Here is a 25,018-nt window from a genome sequence, read left to right as displayed (position 1 = left end):
ATCGGCATATACGCCGAAGCCCCAAGTTTTGCCAGTGCCGGACGTTTTTGCCCTTGACCCTGCGGGCGCGCTTGCCTAATCAGCCGCCTCGTGGGGCCGGTAGCTCAGTTGGTAGAGCAGCTGACTTTTAATCAGCGGGTCACAGGTTCGAATCCTGTCCGGCTCACCACAAAATCCAGAATTTCAGACCTGTTGCGTCGTGGTCAGCCGCGCTGCGGCAACTTGTGAACATTTTGTGCCCATCATTTGCCTGACTCTGGCAGGAGCCTGGGCGAAGCGTGAAGGGGGCTGGGATGCAAAAGGCGGTTCGGCTGGCGATCCTTGCCGGCGTGGCGGCGTGTGGCCTGTGGGCCACCTTTGTCCTGAATCCCGACGCCCGCGCCCGCGAAGCCCGGTTTGACTCCTGTGGTGCGAAACTTTCAGGGGCTTGTCTTGCGGACCTGGCGGTGGAGATCGGGCTGCAAGGCACGCCACCCTCGCCCTACTCTTCTGGCATGACCGCGCTTCGGGTGACAGGTCGGGACGCGGCGGCGCATGAGCTGATCGCGTGGGCCGAGGAGCTTGACGGCAAGACGGAGGAAGAGGCGCACCGCGCGGCAAATGCCCTTCTGGCCGCGCCCCGGCTGGCTGATGCGGTACGGCAAGGCATGTCCCCCGCCGATGCCTATGCCGCCGTGCCCGAGGTCCGGTAGGGCGACGCGTACATCGCCGCCCTCGATCTGCTGGGCAAAGACCCCTACGGCAGTGGCTTTGCGGTCCGCCGTCCAACCGCAGCAGACCAAGCAACCGTCGCACTTTTGGCCGAGCTTCTGGTGAGTCTCGCGGACGGCTTGCCCGGCGGACAGAAGGAAGCAGCCCTGGAGTACGCTGCGGAACTATATGCCCACCTGGGCCAGCGCGATCAGGCCAGGCAGATCTTTCTGGGGATTGAACGGGCCGGGGATTGGAATGGCATCGTCTCGCCGATGTTGATGGATGCCGAAACCGGCGCTTTCGCCCTGAAGCAGTGTCGGGGGCGGCCCGACTGCCGGGTGCGCGTCCTGCACGGGGCCGCGATGGTGGCCGCGTCCGAGACCGAGGCAGAGGCGATGCTGCGCGAGGCGTTTGCCATCCATCTGGGGCGGCAGGCCTGGCCAGACTTCACCGAGATGGGCGAGGTCGTCGAACTGGCCGTGAGTCGGAAGAATCCCACGCTGGCCTTGGCCATTGCGCGGGACCTTGATCGGCTGGCGCAGACCAGGGAAGGGGTGTTTCCAAGCTTTCCCCACATTGCGGCGGCCCGTGCCCTTCTTCTGGCGGGTGCGACCGTGGCCGAGGTACGCGCCGCACTGGACCGGGCAGAGGCAGAAATGCCGGGCAGCGGCGGCGCGGTCATCGGTTCGGGCCACATGGGTCCGATCACCTGGGGCGGTGGGATCGGGTCACAGGCGCGTTGGGAACAGGCAAATCCTTGGGCGCGGCTTGGTGACCTGGATCGTGCGGTCCGGCTGATGGCAGGAATTGAAGATCCGCCTTACGCCTGGGGCGAGGTACTTGGTCCAGACTTGATGCCAGGGACACTCGACCAGTTGCTTCCTGCGGCCGAGGACGCACTTGCGGGTGCGGAGTTCCTTCACCTGCGGGCTCAGACTGCCGCCGAAATGGTCTGGTTCAACGGCTCGCCCGCCCAAAGGGATTGGGCACTTCGGTCGGTGCGCGACGTGTTGCCCGCGGTCGATCCGGGGGATGACCAGGTCCTTGCGACCTGCCGCGCCGTCGCCCGGGTGGCGCAAGGCGCAGGCGATGACGCCCTGTGGCAGGCCGCGCTGACCTGTGCTGCCGAAACGGGGATCCAGAGGCGCGATCCGGGTCTGCTGCTGGACGCGGCCAGCCTGTGGTTCGCTCATGAGGCGGCGCAGCCCTAGATCATCTTGATCGTGTCCTTGCCCACCGCCAGCACATAGCCGCGCCGGGCGATGGTCTTGACCAGAAGCTCGCTGACCAGTTGGTTGCCCAGCGTGTCGCGCAGACGTTTGACGCGGGTGGCGCCGGCGGCCTCGTCGCAGTCGGCTTCGTTGCGGCCGGAAATCACCGCCTCGATCTGCGCGCCGGTCAGGACTTCGTCATCCATGCGGGCCTCGGCCAGAACCGACAGGGTTTCAAGTGCCGCGTCGGTCAGCTGGAACTCCAGATCGTTGATGTAGACCGCCCGCGATTCGCGGCTGATCATCAGGCTGGCGACCTGTATGCCCGACCGCTGGATCGCCGAGATGCGGCGGTTCAGGGCGATGATCATCACCAGAAAGACCAGCGCCGCGATCAGAAGCGCTGTGGAGAACAGCAACAGCACGAAGATCACGCTGCGGTAGCTGATCAGCACTTCGGAAAACGAGGTGCCGGACTGGGCCAGGATTTCCAGCAGCTTGATCTCGGCCCCGGTGGTGAGGTCGTTGTTCTCGACGAAGATGCGTTCGACGCGCGCGTTGAAGGCGTTCGCGTCGGGCAGGTTCAGGAACAGGAACAGCGCCGCTGCCAGCAGGATCAGGACGATGGCGGCAATTCCGAAGGCAACCACGCGGTTGCCAGCCTTGAGACTGTCAGTAACGGAGGAAGTAGGCTCCGGCACTCGCTTTCCTTTCCTCAAGCCCGTCGGGGCCGAATGTGGACAGGACGTTCAGCAAGGTCCAGCCATCGGCCGCCAGCCTGGGCGCAAGTTCGCCTTCGGCGGCGCCGGGGCTGCAGTTGCCGTCCGACACTTGCGCCACACCGTAATGCAGCTTGAGGGGTTCGTCACGCTTGGCCTTGTAGTCGGCATAGCATTCCGCAGCGGCCGGTCCGGCCAGAACCAGGGCAAGGGCGGCGGAAAGAAGCAGTCGGGTCATTTCGGGCTCCGGGTCGGGGGATTCCCCATGCGGCAAGATGCGCAAGCCGCGGTTGATATTCAATATCACCGGGGATTTTCCGGCGTTGTTATCGCATAGCAGTGGCTTTCGCGTCGGGCGTTATCCCTTAGCGAGGGGGCGTTATTGCTTACGTCGCCGCCGACAGGCCAGCCTTGGGGCAAGGGTCCGTGGCACCAACCGCCAGGACCGTCCACACGCAAAAGGAGGCCCGAATGCGCCCGAACTTCCGCACTGCCGCCATCCGCATCGCCTCGCACGGGGTAGGAGAGCGCGGCGTCCAGCCCCGCCGTTTCGCGACCGTCGTGACCGCCGGCGCGCTGGCCCTGGCCTTGGTCCTTGGCGCGGCAATCCCGGCCAAGGCGGACAAGAAGGACGACCTGGCCAAGGCGCTGATTGCGGCGCTTGTGGTGGGTGTCATCGCCAACGAGTTGAACGCGGATGAGAAAAAGGCGCCCAAGGCCCCGCTGGTCGAGCCGGCGAAGTCGAAGCGCGTGCCTTCGGTCTGCGCGATCTCGATCGACGGGGCGCAGCGGTCGGTCAGTCTGTATTCGGAAAACTGCCTTCGGCGGGAGGGGTTCAACCAACGCCTGCCCCGCGACTGCGCCAACGGCGCCAGCATCTTCGGGCGCGACGACCGGGTCTACAGCGCCCAGTGCCTGCGCGAAGCCGGTTTCCGCGTCTCGGGCCATTGAGGGATGCGGCATTGGGCGGGCTTGCCCTTGAGCCCGCCCGCTTTCGGGGGACGAAGGGGTGAGCAGCCTTCGTCCCCCTTTTTTGCGCCGCGCATCCGCGCTAGTGCTTCCCCATGGCGCGCGTCCCCCCCACCTTCCACTACGAGACCGAGGTCATGGCCCGCGGTGTCTTGCGGGTGGCAGGTGTCGACGAGGTTGGCCGCGGCCCGCTGGCCGGGCCGGTGACGGCGGCGGCGGTGCGACTGGACCCGGGCCGCATCCCGAAGGGTCTGGACGATTCCAAGGCCCTGTCCGCCCCCCGGCGCGAAGAGTTGTATCTGCATATCCTTGAAGTGGCCGAGGTCAGCATCGCCCATGCCACGGTCGAGGAGATCGACGCGTTGAACATCCTGCGCGCCAGCCATCTGGCGATGGAACGCGCGGTGGCAGCCCTTTCGGCCGACCATGCGCTGATCGACGGAAACATGGTGCCCCGCGCGCTGTGCTGCGGGGCCACGGCCATCGTGAAAGGCGACGCGTTGTGCCTGTCGATTGCCGCCGCCTCGATCGTGGCCAAGGTGACGCGCGACCGGATCATGGTGGATTTGGCGCAACAGCACCCCGGCTATGGCTGGGAGACCAACGCCGGATACCCCACGCCCGAGCACTTTGCGGCGCTTCAGAATCTTGGTGTCACCCCTTGGCATAGGCGTTCGTTCAAGCCGGTGCACAACATCTTGTATCAAGATGTTTCTGTAAGTTGTTGATTCAATAAAGAATTTGACGGCGAATCGGGTCTGACTCATCATCGCTCACAACATCGGCACACAAAGATGCCGGGGGCAGAGGCAGAACATGACGACCAGAAAGACCGCGGCAGAGGCTTGCTTGCCGCTGAACCAGATCCTTGCCGGTGACTGCATCGAGGTGATGAACGCGCTTCCTGCGGGCAGCGTGGATCTGATTTTCGCAGATCCGCCCTATAACCTGCAGCTCAAAGGCGAACTGCACCGCCCCGACAACTCCAAGGTCGACGCGGTGGACGACCACTGGGACCAGTTCTCCAGCTTTGCGGCCTATGACAGCTTTACCAAGGACTGGCTGGCGGCGGCGAAGCGGCTGTTGAAGCCGAACGGGGCGATCTGGGTGATCGGCAGCTATCACAACGTCTTTCGCCTGGGGGCCGAGTTGCAGAACCAGGGTTTCTGGCTGCTGAACGACGTGGTCTGGCGCAAGTCGAACCCGATGCCGAACTTCAAAGGCAAGCGGCTGACCAACGCGCATGAGACGCTGATCTGGGCCAGCCGGGACGAGGCGGCGAAGTACACCTTCAACTACGAAGCCTTGAAGGCGATGAACGACGGCGTGCAAATGCGGTCGGACTGGGTGATCCCGCTGTGTACCGGGCATGAGCGCCTGAAGGACGAGAACGGCGACAAGGCACACCCGACGCAAAAGCCCGAGGCGCTGCTGCACCGGGTGATCGTGGCGACGACCAATCCGGGCGACGTGATCCTGGACCCGTTCTTCGGGACCGGAACGACCGGGGCGGTGGCCAAGATGCTGGGCCGCGACTTCATCGGGATCGAGCGCGAAGAAGCTTATCGCAAGGCCGCAACCGAGCGGATCGCCCGCGTCCGGCGCTTTGATGCCTCGGCGCTGGAGGTTTCGGGGTCCAAGCGCGCGGAACCGCGGGTGCCCTTCGGGCAGGTGGTGGAGCGGGGGATGCTGCGGCCGGGGGAAGAACTGTTCAGCATCGGCAACCGCTTCAAGGCCAAGGTCCGCGCGGATGGAACGCTGATCGGCAACGACGTGAAGGGCAGCATCCACCAGGTCGGCGCGGCGCTGGAAGGCGCCCCGTCCTGCAACGGCTGGACATATTGGCACTTCAAGCGGGACGGGAAGATGGTTCCCATCGATATCCTGCGGCAGCAGATCCGGGCCGAGATGGAGGCCGACGGCGCTCGCCCTCATTAAGATACAGGAACACGCCTGTCCCCCGGTCCGCCTGGGGGACACCTTTACCCCGCCGTGAGGTCACGGCGGGGTTTTTTCAGTCTGGCGCAGGAAGTAAAGGAACCGACCGGTTTCGGCGATCTGGCGGTAGTCGTCCAGGACTGGCAACCACGCCGGGTCTTCAGCCATGAAGGCAAGCCAATCGAAACCGGCTTCCCGGAAGTAACCTGACCGAAGGTCGACGAGCAAAAGCTCGGGCTGGGCGCGGATCATGTCGCGGATGATGTCGCTGCGATTGCGCGACAGGGTCCTGGCCAGGCTTTCGCAGAGCTGCGGATCGGTCCCGCAATCGGTGATCGCCAGGCGATTCACCGCCCCAGGCACCAGCCACTGTGCAGGGTACGTGCTGGCCCAGGAGGTGCCAAGCGTCAGCGCAATCGGCGGCCCGGCATAAACATGGCTTCCAAGGGTCATCACGCCGTCCACCGGACCCAACTTCTGGACGACGCCCAGGATCTCGGTTCTGGCGCGGGTCCGGTAGAAGCTCGGCTCTGCCGCATGGACCAGAAGGACGACAGAAGTCAGCCCGGAGAGGACCAGATCGATCCGCGGCCGCGTGGACTGGGCCAAAGCATAGCCGCAGGCAAGGCCTGCAAATGCCAGAAAGGGCACCTTATGGTACCCAAATCCGGTGCCTTGCAGAAGATAGGTCGCCAAACCGCCAAGCGCCAACGTCAATAGCACCCGCACCGGCCGGGATAGGCCGCCGCAGCGCAGGCTGACAAGAACCGCCACCAGGACCAGAGACAGTGCCGGAAGAATGTCTGACAGGACGCTGGTCAAGGGCTTGCCATAGGCGCCGTAGACCTGGACAGCAACTCCAACCATCTCGGTGAAATACGCCGGATGCGCGACGCTGACGAAGGCGATGTAGGCAAGACCGGCAAGCAGGAAGGTCCAGTTGGCGGGGGAAAGGACGGGACGCAAGGACCGTCTCTCCACGCAATTCAGGACCGTGACCGCAAGCGGCAGAACCACGAAGTAGGGTTTCAGACAGATGCCCACGGCCGCAAAGGCCGCAGCGGCGATGGTACGGCCACGCTTCGCGCGAACCGGCATCCCCTCATTCAGCGCCCAGGGCAGAAGGAACAGGACCATGATCTGGTCGCGCTGGCCCCATCCGTTCAGCCCCGGCAGAAGGATCGCGACAAGTGCGGCAAGCAGGATCAGCATCCGCCGGGCCGGGGGCAGCGTGGTATCCTCTCGCAATACAGAGGCAGACCAGAGGAGGCTGACAAGAACCAAAAGGCCGGTGGCGATATAGTGGGCATTGCCTTCGGCAAAACCGGTGGCGTCCGCGATCCAAAGCGCCGGCAACGTCAGGTAGAAGTTCAGCGGCGGGTTGACCTCCATCAGGTCGATATACAGTTCCGCCCCGCCTTGCCACGCACGGGCGGCGATCAGGTACCAGGCCACGTCATGGTTTACCGGCCGGTCCCAGAACAGCAGGACGACGCCCAGCCCCAGCATCGCGCACAGTGCCAGATCGCGCGACGTGAAGGGTGCCGTCGCCTCGCGCCCGGCAAACACCCAGGACCGCATCGCCAGAAAGCTGGACGCGGGAACAACGACCGCCACGGCGGCCATGGCCAAGCCGAAAGGCAGGCCCAAAGCCTGAGTAACCAGCGCCACGGTCAGACTGCTGGCAGCATAGCCCGCCAGTGCCACCACGGCAAACCGCAGGAACTGTCCAGAGGCGCCCCGACCGGCCTGAAAGGTGTAATTGGCATGCCCGAAGTAGGAAACCAGTACCGCCGTCAGAAACCCGGCAAGGTTTGCCTGCTGTGGCGACAGTTGCAGGACCAGCCCCGCGGCCAAGGCAGCAAGGACGTGGGCCAGGGTGGCTACTCCCCCCACCCCGCCGAACCGGAGTATCTGCGCCAGCACGGGGGGCGTCAGGCCGCTTCCAGAACGACCGCCAGCGAAAGGCCGATGGGTAGTCGTACGCGGCCCAGCAAGAAGCGCTCGGTTCCGAATATGCGCGCCAGAAGGACATTTAGCCAGGACGAGGGCATCCGGTCGTCCGGGACATCGCTTCGGGACAGGCGTTTGACCGCGCGGGCCGCTACGGCCAGCGGGAATAGGAAGAAGTTGAAGTAGCTGGAGTAAGTCACCTTCAACCCGGCCTTCTGCGCGGCCTCGGCCAGGCTGGCTTTGGTGTAGCGGCGGAAATGGTGGTGACGCACGTCGTGGCCGGACCACAGCACCGGCAGAGCCGGCACGGTGATCAGGATCTTGCCACCTTCGCCAAGGCGCTGACGCAGCGCGACGAGCGAGCCGACGTCATCCTCGATATGTTCCAATACATCGAACAGGCCGATCAGGTCGTAATCCCGGTCAAACGGAAGCACGTCCGGCAAAGCGCCGAAGGGAATCGTCATCCCGGTCTTGCGAGCGGCGGCCTCGCGGGCCGGGTCGTGGTATTCGAACGCATCGACCTCGCCGAAATCGCCCAGCATCCGCAGGTTGCCGCCACTACCGCAGCCCGCCTCAAGAATGCGGGCGGGCCGTTTTTCCAAGGTGCGCCCGATCAGCGAAGCAATGATCTTGCGCCGCGCGACAAACCACCAGTGCCGCGCCTCCAGATCGTTCATGCGGTCGTAGACAGCGCTATCCATGTCAGCCCTCCGCCAGATCAGAGATGTGGTGGGACCGCACGACATACAGCGGGCGCTGTCGCACCTCGGTGTAGATGCGGCCGACGTATTCGCCGATGATCCCCAGGGCGAACATGTTCATGCCCCCGAAGACCAGGATCAGGATCGTCGTGGAGGCATAGCCGGGGACGTCGATGCCAAAGACCAGGGTGCGGATGAACAGGACCAGCGAATAGACAAGCGAGCCTAGCGCCATCAGCATGCCGACATAGGTCCAGATCCGCAGAGGCACGGTGGTGGACGAAAAGATCGCGTCCAGGGCCAGCTTGGTCAGTTTCCAGTAGGACCAGCGCGTCTCGCCCGCAGCGCGGGCGGGACGGTCGTACAGGACCTCTTCGGTCTCGAAGCCGACCCAGGAGAACAGCGCCTTGTTGCACCGCGACCGCTCGCCCAACTGGCGGATCGCTTGCACGACCTCACGGTCCATCAGACGGAAGTCGCCGACATCGCGGGGAATGGGACGCTCGGCCATCGCGTTGAACAGGCGATAGAAGGCCCCGGCCGACGCGGATTTAAGCCAACTGTCCCCATCGCGCCGGTTGCGGCGGGCGTTGACGATCTTCGCACCCGCAAGCCAATGGCGAATCATGTCGTCGATGACTTCGGGCGGGTCCTGCAGGTCCACGTCCAGCGGGATGACAGCATCGCCAGTGGCATGGTGCAGCCCGGCGGTCAGGGCCGCCTCTTTCCCGAAGTTGCGCGACAGGCTGAGAAGCGAGATGTCGGGACGTTTCGCCGCCTCGGCCAGGATCAGGCGTTCGGTCTTGTCGCGGCTGCCGTCGTTGACGAACAGGATGTCAACCGCAACCGGCTGAGTGATCCGGGTCAGAACCTGCGTGACCTTTTCCAGGAAGACGCCGATGCTGGCTTCCTCGTTGTAAACCGGAACGATCAAGGTCACCCGGCGTGCGCGCGCAGCCTCGCGCCGGTCCAGTGGAATGACTCCCTGACGACTGTTCATCTGGCGCACCATGTCCCTTCGACTTGCGAACAGATGGCGTTTCCACAGCGGCAAGAATGTGGCGACCTGACGGTGATTGAATGAATTCTGCCGTGGTAATACCTGTCTGAAAGCTTGCAGTGCGTCAGTGTTCGGGCACAAAGGCGGCGATGGGTCGTTAGTCGACCAAACAGACAAGCGAGGCATTGCATGAACGGCGCGGAAACCTTGGTACGGACCCTGCTTGCCAGCGACGTGCGCGTCTGCTTCGCCAATCCCGGTACCTCCGAGATGCATTTCGTTGCCGCGCTGGACCGCCACCCCGAGTTGCGCTGCATCCTGTGTCTGTTCGAGGGTGGGGTATCAGGCGCGGCGGATGGCTATTTCCGCATGACTGGACAGATTGCGGCGACCCTGCTGCACCTGGCACCCGGTTTCGGCAATGCCTTCGCCAACCTGCACAACGCCCGCAAGGCGCAAAGCGGGGTGCTGAACGTGATGGGCGATCACGCGGATTACCACCTTCGGTTCGAAGCGCCGCTGAAGGGCGATACCGTGGGGATCAGCCAGGCGGTGTCGCATTGGACCCGCGTCTGCGCGGAACCCGGGCGCGTGGCCGGGGATGCCGCCGATGCGATTCAGGCGGCGCGGGCAAAGAACGGACAGATCGCGACGCTGATCCTGCCCGCCAACATGGCCTGGGACCCGGCCGACGGCCAGGCAGTGGCCCCGCCACCGCCACCGCTGCGCCGCCCGTCGCTCGATGAGGTGGCCGCCGCCGCCCGTGCCTTGCGCCAGCCGGGCGCAATCCTGCTGGTTGACGGGCCAGTGCTGTGGTCGGACCTGGGTCTGCTGGCGAAACGTCTTACGAAAGCCGCCGGCGCGCGACTGATGCATCCCTTCTTCGCGGCCCGGTTCCGCCGTGGTGCGGGCGCGGTGCAGATCGAGCGGATGGCCTACCGGATCGAGGACAACCTAACCCTGATGCAAGGCGCACCGGCGCTGGTCCTGTGCGGCACGACGCGGCCGGCCGGGTTCTTCGCCTATCCCGGCCGCCCATCGACCCCCGACGATCCCGACACCCGTCTGATCGACCTTTGCAGCCGCGACATGGACATTGCCTGGACCCTGCAAACCCTGGCAGAGGAGATTGGCGAGGCCGACCTGGGACCCGAGGATTTCGGCACCCTCTCCCTTCCCGCCCCGCCCGACGGCCCCGTCACGCTTGAGAAACTGGGCCGCTCCGTCGCTGCCCTGATGCCCGAGGATGCGATCATCGTGGACGAGGGGATCACCGCCTCGGGTCACCTGGCGCCGGCGCTGAAGCAGGCGCGGGGCCATGATGTGCTGACGATCACCGGCGGGTCGATCGGCTTTGGCCTGCCGAACGCGGTCGGTGCGGCGGTGGCCTGCCCGGACCGCAAGGTCGTGGTGCTGGAGGGCGACGGGTCCGGGATGTACACGCTGCAATCGCTGTGGACCATGGCGCGCGAGGGGCTGGACGTGACCACGGTGATCTTCGCAAACCGCGGCTACCAGATCCTGCGCGAAGAGCTGGCCGCGATGGGGGTGAACGAGGTTGGGCGCAACGCCAGCCAGATGTTCGACGTCGAAGGCCCCCGACTGGACTGGGTTGCATTGGCCAAGGGTCATGGCGTGCAGGCGGTGCGAGTCGAGGACATGGCCGGTTTCAACGCTGCCTTTGCCGAGGCGATGGAACAGCGCGGGCCGCGTCTGATCGAGGTGCTGTGCTGACCCGCCGCTGGACAGTGGCGAACCTGCCAGACTAACCTGCGTCCGATTTCCGCCGACAAGGACCGCATCCTGGCCATGCCCGCCGCACCCGCTCCGGCCCGACCAGGTGTCCAGCGCCCCGAGCAGCCGTTGATCTCGATCATCCTGCCCTGTCTGGACGAAGAGGCGGTGCTGGCCGAAACCCTGGCGCGGCTTGGGCGGCTGGCGGCAGGGCAGCCCGACTGCCGGTTCGAATTCGTGTTCGTTGACGATGGCTCGCGCGACCGAACGCCCGAGATCCTGCGCGAGGCGGCGGCCCGTGACCCAAGGGTCCGCGTCCTGCGCTTTGCGCGCAACTTCGGCCAGCAGATCGCCGTCTCGGCCGGGATCGAGGTGGCCAAGGGTGATGCGGTCGTCCTGATGGACGCCGACCTGCAGGACCCGCCTGAGGTGGTGGCACAGATGATCGACCGCTGGCGGCAGGGGTTCGACGTGGTGTACGGCACCCGCGCCTCGCGCCGGGCGGACAGCCTGATGAAGCGGGCCACCGCCCGGCTGTTCTACAGCACGATCAACCGCCTGTCCGAAGTGCCAATCCCCGCCGATACCGGCGACTTCCGCCTGATGGGCCGCCCGGTCGTCGACGTGCTGCGCCAGATGCCCGAGCGGCACCGCTTCATCCGCGGCATGGTCAGCTGGGTCGGCTTTCGCCAGACCTCGATCCCCTATGACCGGCCCGAACGCTTTGCCGGAGTCACGAAATACCCGCTGCGCAAGATGCTGCGCTTTGCGGCGGATGGGATACTATCGTTCTCGATCAAACCTTTGCAGCTGTCGATTGCCCTTGGACTGATCGCGGCCACCCTTGCCCTGTTCGGCATTGCCTACGCCCTGTTCATGCGCATCTTCACCTCGGTCTGGGTGGAGGGCTGGACCGCGCTGATGATCGCCGTGCTGTTCATGGGCGGGGTTCAGCTGATCTGCCTGGGGATCATGGGCGAATACATCGGCCGCATCTACAGCGAGGTGAAGCGTCGCCCGCTGTATGTGGTAGCCGAACGCATGGGCTTTGACGAGACCGGGGAATGACGCGCTGGGTGCAATTCGCCATCGGGGTGGCGCTTGCCGGGTTGTGCCTGTGGCTGATCCTTCGCGACCTGGACCGCGCGGCTTTGGCCGAGGCGTTCCGCAATCCCGATCCGCGCTGGCTGGCGCTGGGCTTTGTGTTCTGGGCCACGGGCTATGCAGTGCGGGTGTTGCGCTGGAGGGCGATGCTGGCCGTGGCCAATCCCTCGCTTGGCTTCTGGCGCTGCGCAGTGCCGTTCCTGGGGTCCATCGCGGCGAATAACGTGCTGCCCTTCCGGCTGGGCGATGTCCTGCGCTGTCTGGCCTTCAGCCGCTGGCTGGAGGTGGACCCCGGCACCGTGACGGCCACCGTGCTGGCCGAGCGGCTGCTGGACCTGCTGACCGTCCTGGTCGCGGCGGGGCTGGCGATCCTGATCCTGGCCCCGCGCGAGGGGGCCCTGGGCCTGCTTGGCGTCGGTGGGTGGGTGCTGGTCTCGGTCGGGCTGCTGGCCCTGGGCTTACTGCTGGTGCCTGGCGTCCTGCGGCCGGTGTCGCGTGCGACCGTGGCGGGCGTGCGTGCGCTGCACCCGGGGTTTGGAACGCGGCTGGCGGGCTTCGCCGAGCCGTTGCTGGATACCCTGGTCACCCTGTCGCGCGGGCGACGGATGCTGGGGTTGATCGGCGCCTCAGCCCTGGTCTGGACCTGCGAGGGCGCGGTCTACTGGGCCGTCGCCATGGCGATCCCAGCCGTCACGGCCCCCGCGGCCGCCTGGCTGGCGATGCCGATCGGCACCTTGGCCACGCTGCTGCCCTCCACCCCCGGCTATATCGGCACCTTCGACTATTTCGCCATCGCCGCGGCCGAGGCGGGGGGAAACTCGACCGCCGCCGCGACGGCGTTCGCCGTGCTGGTTCATGCGTATTTCTACATCCCCGCCTCGATCCTTGGGGGGATTTGCCTGCTGTATTGGCGGCTGCGGCGGGGGCAGGCATGACCGGGCGGGTTCTGATCATCGGCGCGGGTTTCACCGGCCTGGCCGCCGCCTTCGATCTGGCGCGGCAGGGCGTCCCGGTCTCGGTGCTGGAGGCCGACGCCCATGTCGGTGGCTTGGCCGGCGCCTTCGACACCAAGGGCGAGCGGCTGGACCGCTTTTATCACCACTGGTTCACCTCGGACCGCGAGATCATGCGGCTGGTCGAGGAATTGGGCCTGGCGGCCGACATCACCCTGCGCGCCACTGCGACCGGGGTCTGGTACAACAACAGCCTGTTCCGCCTGTCCTCGCCGCTGGACCTGTTGCGCTTTGGGGCGCTGCCGTTCCTGGACCGTATCCGGCTGGGCCTGATGATCCCCCGCGCCCGGGCCGTGAAGGACTGGCGCGCGCTGGAGGGCGTGACGGCCGCCGACTGGCTGCGCAGGCTGGGGGGCGAACGGGTCTGGCGGGTGATGTGGGAACCCCTGCTGCAGGGCAAGTTCGGCCCCTATGCCGAGACCGTCTCGGCCGTCTGGTTCTGGAACAAGCTGAAACTGCGCGGCGGGTCACGCGGCAAGGGCGGCGAGGAGCGCCTGGCCTATTTCAAGGGCTCTTTCGCGCGTCTGGCGGAAGAAACCGCCGCCGCCATTCGGTCCGCCGGGGGCGAAATCCGCACAGATTTCCCGGTGAGCGAACTGCGGCAGGTGGACGGCGGCTGGATCGCCCGTGGCCCCTGGGGCGAGGCGACGGGAACGACGGTGATCGCCACGCCCGCCCCAGCCCTGGTGGCGGACATGCTGGAGTGCGGTGGCCAGACGGACACAGCGGCGCTGCGGCGCATCCCCTATCTCGCCAACCTTTGCCTGGTGCTGGAACTGGACCGCCCGCTCGGCTCGACCTACTGGACCAATGTCAATGACCCCGGGTTCCCTTACGTCGGCGTCATCGAACACACGAATTTCGAGGATGCCTCCAGCTATGGCGGGCGGCACATCGTCTATCTGTCGAAATACCTGCCCGAGACCGATGCGCTGTACGCGATGTCGGATGAGGAGGTGATGGCGTTTTCGGTCCCGCATCTGCAACGGATGTTCCCGGCCTTCCGCCGCGACTGGGTGCAGGAATTTCACGTCTGGCGGGCCCGCTGGGCGCAGCCGGTGGTAGAGCGGCACTACTCGGCCCTGATCCCGCCCGACCAGCCGTTGCCGGGGCTGCACCTTGCCTCGATGGCGCAGATCTACCCCGAGGATCGCGGGACCAACCATGCCGTGCGCGAAGGCCGCAAGGTCGCCGCGCGGGTCCTGGAGAACCTGACCCGTGGATAGCCTGCCCCTGGTCGTCACACTGGAGGGCGGGCTTGCGCGCTGCGACCTGGCGTGGGAACGGCAGCTTCTGCGCATCGCGGGCTGGTTCGGCGGCAGCCAGCGCGAGCCGGACCCCATGACCTTGCCGCTAGAGCCCCACGCCGTAGCGGTCCTTCAGGCCGAAGCGCCTAGCCGCCCGGTTCTTGTGGTGGGCGGTCTTTCACTGGCGGCGATGCAGGCACTGTGCGCGCGCATCCGGCCTGGACTGGCCGCGGTTTCGCTTGTTCCGGGACCAGCGGCGCCAGTGCTACCGGATCGGTATCTCGTCTATGGCACAGGCTATCCCGCCCTGACCTCCGCGGCAGTCGCGGCCCTGCCCGCGTTGCCGGCAAGGCAGACCCTGTCGCTGCGCGCCCTGCGGCCGCACCATTGGGTCAAGAACCTTCTGGTCTTTGTACCAATCCTCGCCGCGCAGCGCTGGAACGAGCCGTCCCTGTGGCTGCAAGCGGGGATGGCCTTTGCCGCCTTCTGTCTGGTCTGCTCGGCTGTCTATCTGGCGAATGACCTGTTCGACATCGCCGACGACCGCCGCCATCCGATCAAGCGACTGCGCCCGTTGGCCAGCGGAGAGATGCGCCCCGGGCCAGCGCTGGCCTTGCTAGGGCTGGTCGCTGCGCTTGGACTTGGACTGGCGGCTTCGGCGGGCATTGCTGCAATCCTTGCGCTTTATGCCGTGGTCGCGCTGGGCTATTCGCTGAAGCTAAAGACCTGGGCTGGCATCGACCTGGCCGTACTGGTCGGGCTCTACACGCTCCGGCTGGTGGCAGGGGGATTGGCGACGAGCATCCCGGTCTCGGGCTGGCTTCTGGCCTATGGCGGTTGCGTCTTCGCCTCGCTTGCAATCGCAAAGCGTGCGGCCGAGTTGGCCGGCGCGCGGATCAGCGCCCTGCCGCTGCCGCAGCGGCGCGGCTATCGGCTGGAGGATCAACCCGGGCTGGCCAGGCTGGGTAAGGTGGCCGCCCTTGGTTCGGCCATCGTCCTTGTGCTTTATCTGCAGTCCCCGCAGGCGCAGGCCCTGTATGACCGGCCGCTGATCCTGGTCGCCGCCGGCGCAGTTGTCCTGGCCTGGCTTCTGCGCCTGTGGCACCTGGTCGGACACGGCCGGTTGACCGGCGATCCGGTCGTATTCGCCCTGCGCGATCCGGCAAGCCTGGCGGCCGGAGCGGCGGTGATGGGTCTTCTGGTGCTTGCGGCCGGATAACGCTTATCCCGGGCTGCGGCGGGCCCAAAGCAGCAGGCCGGCAAGGGCCAGCAGGGCCGCGATCAGGGTGAAGGGCAGTGTCCCACCCGGCCCGCCTGCACCCGGCAGCACCGGCACGTCCACTGGCGTGGAGGTTGGCGTCACTGTATCGGTCACCGTCACTTCCGGAGTGGGCGTCACTGGCACCTGGGTGGGCGTCTCGGTGGGGACCTCAGAGATGGTCGGCGTCGGCGATTCAATTGCCACCCGTCCAGCCGCCAGAGGCTCTGGCGTAGATGTAGGCGTGGCGGTGGGCGTATCAGTTGGCGTGTTGGTGGGCGTCGCTGTCAGCGTGTTTGTTGGGGTCGGGGTGATCGAGTTGGTCGGCGTGTTCGTCGGGGTCAGGGTGGCCGTGTTCGTCGGCGTATTGGTGGGCGTCAGCGTGGCTGTGTTCGTCGGCGTATTTGTCGGCGTGTTCGTCGGTGTCGGGGTGACCGTGTTCGTCGGTGTCGCCGTGACGGTCGGTGTCGCCGTCGGTGGCGCTTCGGTCGGGATGGGTGTGCTGGTCGGGATCGGCGGCGGATCACTGTCCCGCGCGTCCATCAGCACCAGAAATCCGGCAAGGCCGGCCAGCCCACCGATCAGGTCGGGCCAAAGGAGCGTCATTGCGGGAGTCGGCGTCGGGGTCGGGGTCGGCGTTTCGGACACAGCATCAGTTTGCGCCGCAATGGGCAGACCGACCAGGAAAATGGCTGCTGCCGATAGGCCGCCGATCAACCCCGCCCGAAGCGTCATCTGACGAGCCCCACCCGAATGAATACCGTAAATCACCGTAACAGAGAACACCCGCATCAGGCAACCGATCTGCATGGCAAGGCACATCACTGCAAATCGCTCGCCTGACATGCCCCGGGATCTATCCGCAGGATCAACCCACCAGCGCTTTCATGCACCAATGCGCCGAGAGCGGTCAGGCCTGGCAGGTCCAGATCAGGATACCGCTCACGCTCGATCCGGCCGATGACGACGTATCGGATGCCGTAACGCAGGGCGAGGCGGCACCGTTCGGCCCGGTCCTGAGTGACATAGAACCGGTCCACGTCATTCGCCCGCCCATAGGCCGCGTCCACATCGTTGCGCCACAGCCATTGGTGGCCAGCCCAGCCCACTACGGCCGGTTGGCCTGTCAAGGCAGAGACCCGGGATGAGCCGGTGAAAGACTGGCCCGAGGCCTCGACCAGGGCCTCGCCCGGGCCGAGCGGAAGGCCGGCGGCCGCCACGACCAGCGCGCGCTCGTCACCAAGGAATGCCAGTCCGTCAAGGTTGCGGATCACCGACGGAGGGGCGTGGACATGCGGCAGGTAGGTCAGGGTCAGGCCCAGGGGAAGCATGGCGGCCAGACCAGCCAGCGTCCACCCCCGCCCGCGCGCGAAGGCCGGGGCCAAAGCAGCCAGAGCCGCCACCATCAGCAGGGTCTGCGCCCGGAAGGTAAGCTTGAACATGGTATTGGCGCGGGCATGATCCTCGCCGTAGATGTCCTTCAGGTAGACAACCTCGGGTATGGCGACCAGCAGGATTCCAGCCACCGCGACGACAGCCAGCGGCAAAACCGGCCCAACCGCTGCACGGCGCATGGCCAGGGCGGGGATCAGCGCAAGTGCCGGCAGGACATGGGCGTAGACGACCAGCAGCTGCCAGAGCGGCGTACGCTGCGCGACCGGCAGCACACCGTTCGCAAAGGGCCGAAAGCCTTCAAGGAACGGGGCAAGCGTGGCCAGCGCCGCGACCAGCGCAAACACTGCCGACGCCCCCAGGTGATCGGCCCTGATCGCGAACGAAGGCATCACCCCCCCGGTCGGCCGGGACAGCAGCACCGCCAGGGCGACCGTTGCCACCAGACCGATGATTGCCAGATCCCAACTGTTCATCGCGAAAGACAGGCCCAGCAGCCAGCCGAACGCGGCCGATTGCAGGGCAGTGGGCATCACCCCTCGCAGCCCCTGACGCAGGATCGACAGCACCAGCGCCACAGCCAGCAGGAACAGCGGCGTCGCCACCAGATGGGCGTGCAGATCCCCTGCGGCAAAGCCGTAGGAGGTGAACTCGGTAAAGCCCTTGTCCGGCCCGTCAGGGTCGAAACCGATGAAGCGGGTGGAGTCGGGGTACCAGAACTCGGGCTTTGTGGTCGGCATCCAGCTGCGGAACAGCGTGTACAGGACCGAGTGCCCATTGCCGCCATAAACCGCCAGCAGTGCCCCGGTTGTTCCCAGCACCGCCGCGAACCGGGCGCCCCATGGGACAGCCAGGCGTGCAACCAGGTGAAACACGCCCAGCGCCACCAGTCCGAAGATCGTCGCCATCGCCAGCTGATAGGTGTGATCCGGGGCGATGCCGGCAAGCTTGCCCCAGGCCCCGACCATCGCCTGGCCGACGTAATAGTAATTCAACCCGTGTCCGGCGAACCAGGCATCCTGCGGCGGCATGACCTCGGCCCGCATGACCGCAGTGAGAAAGCCCATGTCGGTGAACTTCTCCAGGCCGGTCAGGTCCGGGGCCTGCAGTCGCACGGCAAGGCCCAGCCAGAACATCACCAGGAACCCGGCCTCGGCCATCAGAAAGCCGCGCCAGTCCCGCGGGCCGGGGCCGAACCAGAGCGCAAGCAACGCCAGAAGCAGCAGCCCGGCCATGCTGGCGCTGCCGAAGGGCAGGATCTGGAACGAGGCCAGCAGCCAGGGCACCCAGCCCACGACCAGCCAGCCAAGCAGCTTTCCGGTGATCCAGCCGCCACCTTCCGCCGGCATCAGCCGCAACGCCAGCGGCCGCGCCAGCGCCCCAGCCAACGCCAACAGCATCAACCAGCGCGCAGCTTCCGCCAACTGTTCCGGGGGCAGGCTGCCGATCATCGTGGCCTCGCCCAGGCTTCGGCCAAGGCCGCTGGTGTGCAGGCAGCCGGGTCTGGTGCCGCCGCAATACGTGCCGCAATCGCGCCGGCATCCAGACGCAGGTCGTTGCGCAGCAGGATCAGGGTCGGCCGGTCAAAGACGACCCTGGTTTCTTCGCCGCTGATGCCAGGTTCGGTCAGCAGGCCCAAGGGCGAAGCCCGCCGGAAAGTTGCAACTGCGCGAAAGCCAAGTTCGCCCCGGACCAGGGCGGTGTAGTAGCTGCAGGCCAGCGGGGCGGAACCCGGCACTCCTGGCAGGACACCCCAGTTTCGCCGGCTTGCGACAAGCAGCCAGTCGGCACCAGACAGCGGCGTTGCGATGGCAAGCGCATCGCCCCCATCCAGCGGCAGGACAACGGCCTCCGACCCTCCTGTCAGGGGGGTGTCATAGGGCTCGATCGCGACGACCTCGCCCGGCAGGACGCGCGCCAGCAAGGCGGCCTCGGCGTTCAACCGGGGGTCGCGGGCCTGATAGCTTGCAGCCAGATCCAGCCCGGTCACCGCCATCAGTGCCATTGCCGCCATGGCAAGTGCCCTCCCCGTCCGCGACGGCCGGCTTAAAAGGACTGCCGCACCGACGCCGGCCAGAACCAGAACCGCCGGGAACAGCGGTGCCAGATAGCGGAAGAAGGCGGCATGCCAGCCGAAGATCAGACCGGCATAGACCAGGGCAAAGGCCAGGCCGGGCAGGATCCCCCAGATCTGCCGCCCGCGCAGCAGAACCAGTCCCACCAGCGCCAGCAGAAGTCCGGCCCCATCCACGGCCCCCCACAACTGCCGCAACTGGTAGACCGGGCCTGACCCGCCTTCAAACTGCCGCGTCCAGAAAACGGGAAGCGTGCCCTGGACCACGCCATTCTCGAACTGCATCGTCGCCAGCCAGTCCTGGGTGGCGAAGATCAGTGACGGCGCCGCAGCCAGCGCCAACAGGGCGGTAAGCGGCAGCGCCCAGGCCAGGGCTTTCAGCCGCAGGGCGTCCGGCCTGCCCTTCAGCACCAGCGCCATCAGCGGAATCACAGCGGCCACCAGGGCCGAGGACTTGAAGCCGAACCCCAAACCCAGCATCAAGGCCGAGCCAAGGGCCATGCGCCCGGTCGTGATCTCTCCCCCCTGCCAGCGAAGGGCATGCAGCCACAAGCCAGCGACCACCAGGACAAGCGCCGATTCGGTCGTGCCGAAATGCGCCCACTGGACCATCGGCGCCGAGGTCGCGGCCAGCAACGCCGTGGCCAGCATCGCCAACCATCCTGCCAGACGCAGCGCAATGCCCGCCATCGCCAGGACAGCCAGCGTCGAGAACAGCGCCGACAACGCACGGGCGACAAGACGCAGACAGCCAGTGTCACTGCCGTCACAGAAGGGCATGGCGACCAGCTTTGGCAGCCAAAGCGCCAGGTCGTTATAGGCATGAAACTCCGGGATCAGCCGGCCCCAGCCCAGCGCGGCCGCCGCGCGGACCAGATTGCCCTCGTCCGGATGCAGGCCGCGACCCTCGTCCCAATCCAGACCCTGCAGGCGAAGCACCAGGGCCACCAGGATCAGGGCAGGAAACAGCCAGCGGGAACTGGTCAGGCGGGCCTCAGTCACGCGATCCCCCCTTGGCCAGAATCAGCATCGGCAAGACAAGCAGGTTCAGATGCACCAGCACACTTTGCAGAAGTCGCAAAAGCGTCACCCCAGTTTGCGGCGGTGCAAAGGGCTGGGCGACAAGCCCGCCGGCACCATCGGGCAGAAGGACCGTCGCGGGGGCCCGGGCCTCGGCCAGGGTCCAGACGGTTGCCACGGCGGCGATGCACAACGCGGCAAGGATGGCGAGGATCGCGCCCGCCAGCCAGAGTGGCCGCCGCGCCAGCAGCACCGCGGCCAGCAGAACCGGCACCGCAAGGGCAAAGTCGGCAGGACGCAACGGGGCAAGGAAGCGGCGCACGGCCTCTCCCTCGGGCGAAGCCAACAAGTTGGTGCCGACCGTCCAACCGGCCGTCCGCAGCGCGAGTTCGCCAATCTCGGGCCCAGCCAAAAGCGACAGCACCAGGTTGGCGGCAGGGACGAACACGGCCGCAAGCGTATCAGCAAAGGGCAACCACAGCAGAGCCAGCGGCAATGCCAGTGCCACAAGGCCCACAGCCGGGCGAAGGGGCAACAGGCACAGCGCCAGCAAGGCGACCGTCAGATAGGGAAAGACCCCGGCATGAACCAGATCGAAGGCAGCGGGCGCACCGTCCAGCGTCACAGCCAATGCGACGATCCGCACCAGGTTAAAGAATTGGATGGCCACAAGACCGACCGCCAGCCGGACCAGGCCGCTCTGCCATCCCGGTGCAAGCGCCGCGAGCCCCGCCGCCAGCGAGATGACCAGGCCGTGACCATCGCAGACCTCGCTGACCCGCACGGCCCAACCTTCGGGGCTGCGCAACTCGGTTCCGATCTGCTGCAAACCCGGCTCCAGCATGCGCAGCAGCGGTGCAGCCAGACCGGCCAGACCCGTGGCAACGGCATCACCCAGGGCGCGACCGGCGCCTGTGTCGGCAAGGGCAAAGCCAACCGCAAGCACCACCAGTGGAAGCCCAATGGCCAGGGACTGTTCACGCAAGGTCAGAATCGCAGCGTGTATCTCAACTTGGCGTCCAACCCTTCGAACGCGTCGTCACCGAAATTCGCACCGATCCCGGCGTCGAACCCAGAGCCTGACGTGCTCTGCTGAACCCCGACGCCCAACCGGGCCGACCAATCGGCCTCATCCCCGGGATCAAGCGCGGTCGGCAACCCGGTCGAGCCCGAAAGCCGGAAGAACCCCTCGGCATCGACGTAGGGACGCATGTCGCCCGGCTGGCCCCAGAAGGTGCGGGCAGACAGCTTGCCCGTCAGCCGGTCGCTGGTGAAACCGTCGACCAGCGCGCCCCCGCTTTCCGCGTAGCCGTCGTTCTTCTGTGTGACGTAAAGCAGACCGAAGCCCAAGATCAGGTCAGCCTTGCCGGCCCGGGTCAGGTAATCGCCGCTAAGGTCAAGGAAGGTCCGGCGGGCATCGAAGCTGCCGGTGATCCCGCCATTGCGGCTGACATCATAGTCCAGCGCCATGTGGCCCAGGATGCCGGTCAGGAACAGGCGGTCGCTGGCCCGATAGTCCAGGCCAAGCGCCAGGCCCAGGCCCTGCGCTTCGATCCAGCCATTATTGTACAGGGTATCGGTATCCAGCCTTTCGGTCATCAGGCCGCCGAAAAGCAGCGTCCGGTCACCGATCGCGCGGCCGAGAAGCACGCTTCCGGCCATCAGCGAGCCATCCAGCCGATCCGTGTCCAGGTCGCGATAGTCCAGCCGCAGGGCCAAAGGCATCTCGGCCCCGAAGCTGCCGCCGATCCCGTCGACCACGCCCGATGTGGAAATGCTTATCCCTGCCGAACCAGGTTCGCGCAGGGGGCGCATGTTGTCCTTGATCGACCGAACCTGCAGGTCGGCCGCGGCTTCGGTCAGTTCCGGCACCACTTGTGCCGGCGAACCCGGGATGTTGTCGGCATGTGCGATCCCGGCGGCACAAAGCAGGGCCACCCCCAGAAACGCTGTCATCCGCGTGGCAAGTCTGTGCAACATGTCAGGGCCATGGCTACCGATCTGCCGAAGGGTATCAGCACCTGTGCATATTTCCAATCGCCTTGGCGCCCCAGCCATGGAAAAAGCAGGATGGTGGCGCGAGCGCGGGCTGCGCGACGCCAGATGAAGGAGTCTTCGGTGCAGGCCGGACCACGATTTGACCCTCCGCTTCCGGTGCTTCTGGCTGTTGTCGCCCTCTTCGCCACTGCCTTGTGGCTGCGACTGGCGGGCACGGCCTGGGACGGCTGGGCCAACCTGCACCCTGACGAACGCCACATGGTCTTTGTCACCCAGGACATGCAGCGCGCGGTCGAAGCGGCCTTGGCCGAGGGGCGCGGCTGGTGGGAGATCTGGTTCGGCCCCGACTCGCCGCTGGACCCCAGGGCCGAGGGCCGGCTTTACGTCTATGGCGACCTGCCGGTGCTGGTGGTCACCTTTATTGGCCGCGCGATCGGGCTGACCGACTGGGGTTCGACCCTCTGGCTGGGACGGATGCTGACGGCGACGGTCGAGGCAAGCGGTGTCCTTGCCGTGTTCATTCTGGCACTGCGACTGACCACCAGACCGGTTGCAGCCCTCGCGGCGGCGGCTCTGGCCGGTCTGGCACCGACCTCGCTGCAACTGGCGAACTTCTACACCGTCGATGCCTGGCTCGCGGCGCTGTGCCTTTGGACGCTGCTGCCCCTGGCCGTGCTGGCCCGCGGGACCGGAGGCATGGGGCAGGCGGCGGCAGCCGGGCTGCTGGCGGGGCTGGCGGGGGCCTGCAAGGTGACGACAGTCGCGCTGGGACTGCCTGCGTTGGTCGTCGTCGCGCTGGCCTGGCGCGTACGCGGGTCGGCATGGGCGGCCGGGGTGATGCTGACCGGGTTTGTGATCGCACTTCTGACCTATCGGATCGCCAACCCATCGGCCTTCTCCGGGCCGGGGTTCTGGGGTCTTTGGCCGTCTGCCGACATGCTGGCGGATTTCGCCGAAGTTCGCGCCTATATCGCTGACCCCAATCCGCCGCCGAACTGGTTCTGGCAGGCTGGCTATCCCACCTGGGCGCTGGCCCGCGACCTTTTGCTGTTCGGCACGGGGCCGGTGTTGGGCCTGGCTGCCCTGGCCGGCCTCTTGCGCCGTCCGGCAGGCCCCCTTGCCCTGGTCGTCCTGGCCGCCCTCGTCGCACATCTGGCGCTGAACGCGACGGGAGAGGTCCGCGCCCTGCGCTATCTGGCGCCGGCCCTGCCGCTGGCGGCGATCCTGGCAGCGCCGGTCCTGACGCGTCCAGCCCTGGCGGCGCTGGCCGTGGCGCTGTCCTTGTGGTGGGGCTGGGGCACGATCCGACTGCACGACGGCCAGCATCCCCGGCTTCTTGCCACGGAATGGATGCGCCAACTGCCCGAGAACACCGCCATCGGTTTCGAAACTGCCTGGGACGATGGCCTTCCCGTCTGGCAGACCTTCCCCGCACGGGACTGGAGCCAGATGCCCGGCCCCTTCACCTTCGTGCCCCTTGGCCTGACCGACTTCGAAGAGCCTGCCCGTGCCGGGCTTATCGCCACGGCGCTTGATCAGGCGGAGTATATCTCCATTTCCTCCGGCCGGGTGATCGAGGTGATGCCCCGCCTGCCGGAACGCTTTCCGACCGTCACCCGCTACTACGCCGCGCTGCTGGACGGGCGGCTGTGTTTTGAACGGGTCCTGTATCTGGACCGGGGCTATCCGCTGCCCGGCCTGCCCTTCGACGACAGTTTCGCGCAGGAACCGTGGCGGGTCTACGATCATCCGATCGTTCAGATATGGCGAAAGCTGCCCTGCTTCGACCGCGCGACCGTGGAGCGCATCCTGTCCGGTCAGGACTGACGCGCAATCTCCTCGGCCAGGTCGAAATAGGGGGCGCATGAGGTGTCTGGCCCGAAAAGCTGCCGCAAGCGGGCCAGGTCGGCGCGCTGGGGCGGCCCCTCGGTCAGCACCCGTGCGATGCACTCGCGCAGATGATCCGGGTCGCCCGGGCGGGACAAGAGACCCATCCCGGTCTGCCGCACCGGCTCGCGCATCCCGGCAAGGTCCGAGGCGACGACCGGCACGCCCTGCAGCATCGCCTCGACCTGCACCAGGCCAAAGCTCTCCTGCCGGTCGGTGGACGGCAGGACCAGCAGGTCCAACCCGCCGTAGAAGGCCTGCAAGGCCGCCCCGTGCAGAACGCCGTGATACCTGATCCGGCCCTCGGAGGCATTTGCCGCCTGCAGCGTTGCCTGCCAATCCGTCTCGCCGATGATGTCCGCGGCCGGGCCGCAAAGGTCCAGCACCACCTCGCGCCCGATCCGCTCTGACAGCCCCTCCATCGCCTGCAGCAGGATGCCCAGGCTTTTCTGCCGGGCCAACCGGCCCACATAGCCCACCCGCAGCGGTCCGTCGCCTTTTGGCCGGCGCAAGGCCTGGAACAGCTGCTCCTCCGGCGGGAAGGGCGTCGGGATCACGGCATAGCGCAGTTTCCGGCGGAACAGGCGGCAGAAGGTCGAATTCTCGGCATAGTCCTGCGACACCACCTGGATGCGGTCCGCCAGCACGCCTGCCACCAGATGCGACGCGGCCGACAGCGCCCGGACGATCCGGCTGCCCCGGTCCGCGGTCGAGATCGAGGTGACATAGCTGACGATCACCCGCCGCCCGCGCAGTCGCGCGATCAGGGCGGCCATGCCGGCCTCGGGGCAGGGCATGTGGATGCCGACCATCGCCATCCCGTCCAGCGCCCGCCAGATGGTGAACGGGTAAAGCGGCATGATCGGCGCCTTGCCGATGCGGCCAGCCATCCAGGACCGGAAAACCTGCACCCCGTTGATCACCTCGCGCGCCGGGGCACCCGTCTGGCGCGCGCTGATCACCGCTGCCGGGTGGCCGCGCCGGACGAACTCTTCGGCCTGTTCGGCGGCCGAAATCGTCAGGCCCGAGACGTTGGGATGATAGTAGCTGAGGCAGACCAGAAGGCCCGGTCGCGCGGTCGGGGTGGCGGGCATTATCGCTTTC

22 protein-coding genes and 1 tRNA gene are annotated in these 25,018 nt (G+C 66.5%); 12 read left to right on the top strand and 11 right to left on the bottom strand.

The features are described from left to right. Nucleotides 1–93: 93 nt before the first annotated feature. The 3 genes from CXR42_RS11625 (at nt 94) to CXR42_RS11615 (ending at nt 1,904) form a co-directional block, all read left to right on the top strand. Nucleotides 94–169: transfer RNA gene (locus CXR42_RS11625), tRNA-Lys, on the top strand. A gap of 124 nt (nt 170–293) precedes the next feature. Continuing rightward, on the top strand, nt 294–692 hold the full coding sequence (locus CXR42_RS11620; protein WP_103257681.1) for a hypothetical protein: 399 nt from the start codon (nt 294–296) through the stop codon (nt 690–692). Between the two features lie 120 nt (nt 693–812). Then, the gene (locus tag CXR42_RS11615) at nt 813–1,904 is read left to right on the top strand and encodes a hypothetical protein (RefSeq protein WP_146038055.1); all 1,092 of its coding nucleotides are present in this window, start codon (nt 813–815) and stop codon (nt 1,902–1,904) included. Here CXR42_RS11615 and CXR42_RS11610 read toward each other — a convergent pair. Continuing rightward, nucleotides 1,901–2,605 carry a winged helix-turn-helix domain-containing protein gene (locus tag CXR42_RS11610; protein ID WP_103257679.1) on the bottom strand — a complete coding sequence of 235 codons (705 nt, stop codon included), beginning with the start codon at nt 2,603–2,605 and terminating at the stop codon, nt 1,901–1,903. The two genes, CXR42_RS11615 and CXR42_RS11610, sit on opposite strands and share 4 nt — an antisense overlap. Then, nucleotides 2,577–2,861 (bottom strand): hypothetical protein, encoded by a 285-nt coding sequence (locus CXR42_RS11605; protein WP_103257773.1) that lies wholly within the window; start codon nt 2,859–2,861, stop codon nt 2,577–2,579. Before CXR42_RS11605 ends, CXR42_RS11610 begins: the two co-directional genes overlap by 29 nt. 233 nt (nt 2,862–3,094) lie before the next feature. On the opposite strand from CXR42_RS11605, the gene CXR42_RS11600 reads away from it, so the two are divergent. The 3 genes from CXR42_RS11600 to CXR42_RS11590 all read left to right on the top strand — a co-directional run bounded on the left by CXR42_RS11600 (nt 3,095) and on the right by CXR42_RS11590 (nt 5,530). Next, nucleotides 3,095–3,574: a hypothetical protein gene (locus tag CXR42_RS11600; RefSeq protein ID WP_103257678.1), complete on the top strand. Its 480-nt coding sequence runs from the start codon at nt 3,095–3,097 to the stop codon at nt 3,572–3,574. Nucleotides 3,575–3,687: 113 nt separating this feature from the next. Next, the gene (locus tag CXR42_RS11595) at nt 3,688–4,320 is read left to right on the top strand and encodes a ribonuclease HII (protein ID WP_103257677.1); all 633 of its coding nucleotides are present in this window, start codon (nt 3,688–3,690) and stop codon (nt 4,318–4,320) included. Between the two features lie 88 nt (nt 4,321–4,408). Further along, a complete protein-coding gene (locus CXR42_RS11590) occupies nt 4,409–5,530 on the top strand; it encodes a site-specific DNA-methyltransferase (protein WP_103257676.1) in 1,122 nt (373 codons plus the stop codon). A gap of 60 nt (nt 5,531–5,590) precedes the next feature. Here CXR42_RS11590 and CXR42_RS11585 read toward each other — a convergent pair whose 3' ends face one another. From CXR42_RS11585 to CXR42_RS11575, 3 genes are read right to left on the bottom strand one after another with little or no spacing between them, the layout of a single operon-like run. Then, nucleotides 5,591–7,456: a GtrA family protein gene (locus tag CXR42_RS11585; protein WP_180996041.1), complete on the bottom strand. Its 1,866-nt coding sequence runs from the start codon at nt 7,454–7,456 to the stop codon at nt 5,591–5,593. Between the two features lie 8 nt (nt 7,457–7,464). Further along, nucleotides 7,465–8,187, bottom strand: coding sequence for a class I SAM-dependent methyltransferase (locus CXR42_RS11580; protein WP_103257674.1), 723 nt, complete (start codon nt 8,185–8,187; stop codon nt 7,465–7,467). Between the two features lies 1 nt (nt 8,188). Beyond that, nucleotides 8,189–9,187: a glycosyltransferase family 2 protein gene (locus tag CXR42_RS11575; RefSeq protein ID WP_180996040.1), complete on the bottom strand. Its 999-nt coding sequence runs from the start codon at nt 9,185–9,187 to the stop codon at nt 8,189–8,191. A 189-nt stretch (nt 9,188–9,376) separates the two neighbouring features. Here CXR42_RS11575 and CXR42_RS11570 point away from each other — a divergent pair, with 189 nt between their 5' ends. The 5 genes from CXR42_RS11570 (at nt 9,377) to CXR42_RS11550 (ending at nt 15,504) form a co-directional block, all read left to right on the top strand. Then, the gene (locus tag CXR42_RS11570; protein ID WP_103257673.1) at nt 9,377–10,921 is read left to right on the top strand and encodes an acetolactate synthase large subunit; all 1,545 of its coding nucleotides are present in this window, start codon (nt 9,377–9,379) and stop codon (nt 10,919–10,921) included. 75 nt (nt 10,922–10,996) lie between these two features. Further along, nucleotides 10,997–11,989, top strand: a complete 993-nt coding sequence (locus CXR42_RS11565; protein ID WP_103257672.1) for a glycosyltransferase family 2 protein — start codon at nt 10,997–10,999, stop codon at nt 11,987–11,989. Beyond that, on the top strand, nt 11,986–12,960 hold the full coding sequence (locus CXR42_RS11560; RefSeq protein ID WP_103257671.1) for a lysylphosphatidylglycerol synthase transmembrane domain-containing protein: 975 nt from the start codon (nt 11,986–11,988) through the stop codon (nt 12,958–12,960). The genes CXR42_RS11565 and CXR42_RS11560 overlap by 4 nt, the downstream gene beginning before the upstream one ends. Next, nucleotides 12,957–14,264 carry an NAD(P)/FAD-dependent oxidoreductase gene (locus CXR42_RS11555; RefSeq protein ID WP_103257670.1) on the top strand — a complete coding sequence of 436 codons (1,308 nt, stop codon included), beginning with the start codon at nt 12,957–12,959 and terminating at the stop codon, nt 14,262–14,264. Before CXR42_RS11560 ends, CXR42_RS11555 begins: the two co-directional genes overlap by 4 nt. Next, a complete protein-coding gene (locus CXR42_RS11550) occupies nt 14,257–15,504 on the top strand; it encodes a UbiA family prenyltransferase (protein ID WP_103257669.1) in 1,248 nt (415 codons plus the stop codon). The genes CXR42_RS11555 and CXR42_RS11550 overlap by 8 nt, the downstream gene beginning before the upstream one ends. 3 nt (nt 15,505–15,507) lie before the next feature. Here the strand turns inward: CXR42_RS11550 and CXR42_RS19565 are convergent, their stop codons facing one another. The 5 genes from CXR42_RS19565 to CXR42_RS11525 form a co-directional block, all read right to left on the bottom strand. Then, nucleotides 15,508–16,149 (bottom strand): hypothetical protein, encoded by a 642-nt coding sequence (locus CXR42_RS19565; RefSeq protein ID WP_180996039.1) that lies wholly within the window; start codon nt 16,147–16,149, stop codon nt 15,508–15,510. Nucleotides 16,150–16,364: 215 nt separating this feature from the next. Then, nucleotides 16,365–18,386 (bottom strand): DUF2298 domain-containing protein, encoded by a 2,022-nt coding sequence (locus CXR42_RS11540; RefSeq protein WP_103257668.1) that lies wholly within the window; start codon nt 18,384–18,386, stop codon nt 16,365–16,367. Continuing rightward, on the bottom strand, nt 18,383–20,011 hold the full coding sequence (locus CXR42_RS11535) for a hypothetical protein (RefSeq protein ID WP_103257667.1): 1,629 nt from the start codon (nt 20,009–20,011) through the stop codon (nt 18,383–18,385). The genes CXR42_RS11540 and CXR42_RS11535 overlap by 4 nt, the downstream gene beginning before the upstream one ends. Next, entirely contained in the window at nt 20,004–20,978 is a 975-nt protein-coding gene (locus CXR42_RS11530; RefSeq protein WP_103257666.1) for a hypothetical protein, read from the bottom strand. The genes CXR42_RS11535 and CXR42_RS11530 overlap by 8 nt, the downstream gene beginning before the upstream one ends. Nucleotides 20,979–21,016: 38 nt before the next feature. After that, a complete protein-coding gene (locus CXR42_RS11525; RefSeq protein ID WP_146038053.1) occupies nt 21,017–22,009 on the bottom strand; it encodes an autotransporter outer membrane beta-barrel domain-containing protein in 993 nt (330 codons plus the stop codon). 138 nt (nt 22,010–22,147) lie between these two features. Here CXR42_RS11525 and CXR42_RS11520 point away from each other — a divergent pair, with 138 nt between their 5' ends. Then, complete coding sequence (locus tag CXR42_RS11520; RefSeq protein ID WP_146038052.1) at nt 22,148–23,854, top strand: hypothetical protein; 1,707 nt, start codon at nt 22,148–22,150, stop codon at nt 23,852–23,854. Here CXR42_RS11520 and CXR42_RS11515 read toward each other — a convergent pair. After that, nucleotides 23,845–25,008, bottom strand: coding sequence for a glycosyltransferase family 4 protein (locus CXR42_RS11515; RefSeq protein WP_103257663.1), 1,164 nt, complete (start codon nt 25,006–25,008; stop codon nt 23,845–23,847). The two genes, CXR42_RS11520 and CXR42_RS11515, sit on opposite strands and share 10 nt — an antisense overlap. Between the last annotated feature and the right edge of the window lie 10 nt (nt 25,009–25,018).

This window comes from Tabrizicola aquatica (genome assembly GCF_002900975.1).
GTDB classification, from domain to species: Bacteria; Pseudomonadota; Alphaproteobacteria; order Rhodobacterales; family Rhodobacteraceae; genus Tabrizicola; species Tabrizicola aquatica.
The sequence above is the reverse complement of the archived record's forward strand: the minus strand, read 5'-3'. Positions and strand labels throughout refer to the sequence as shown.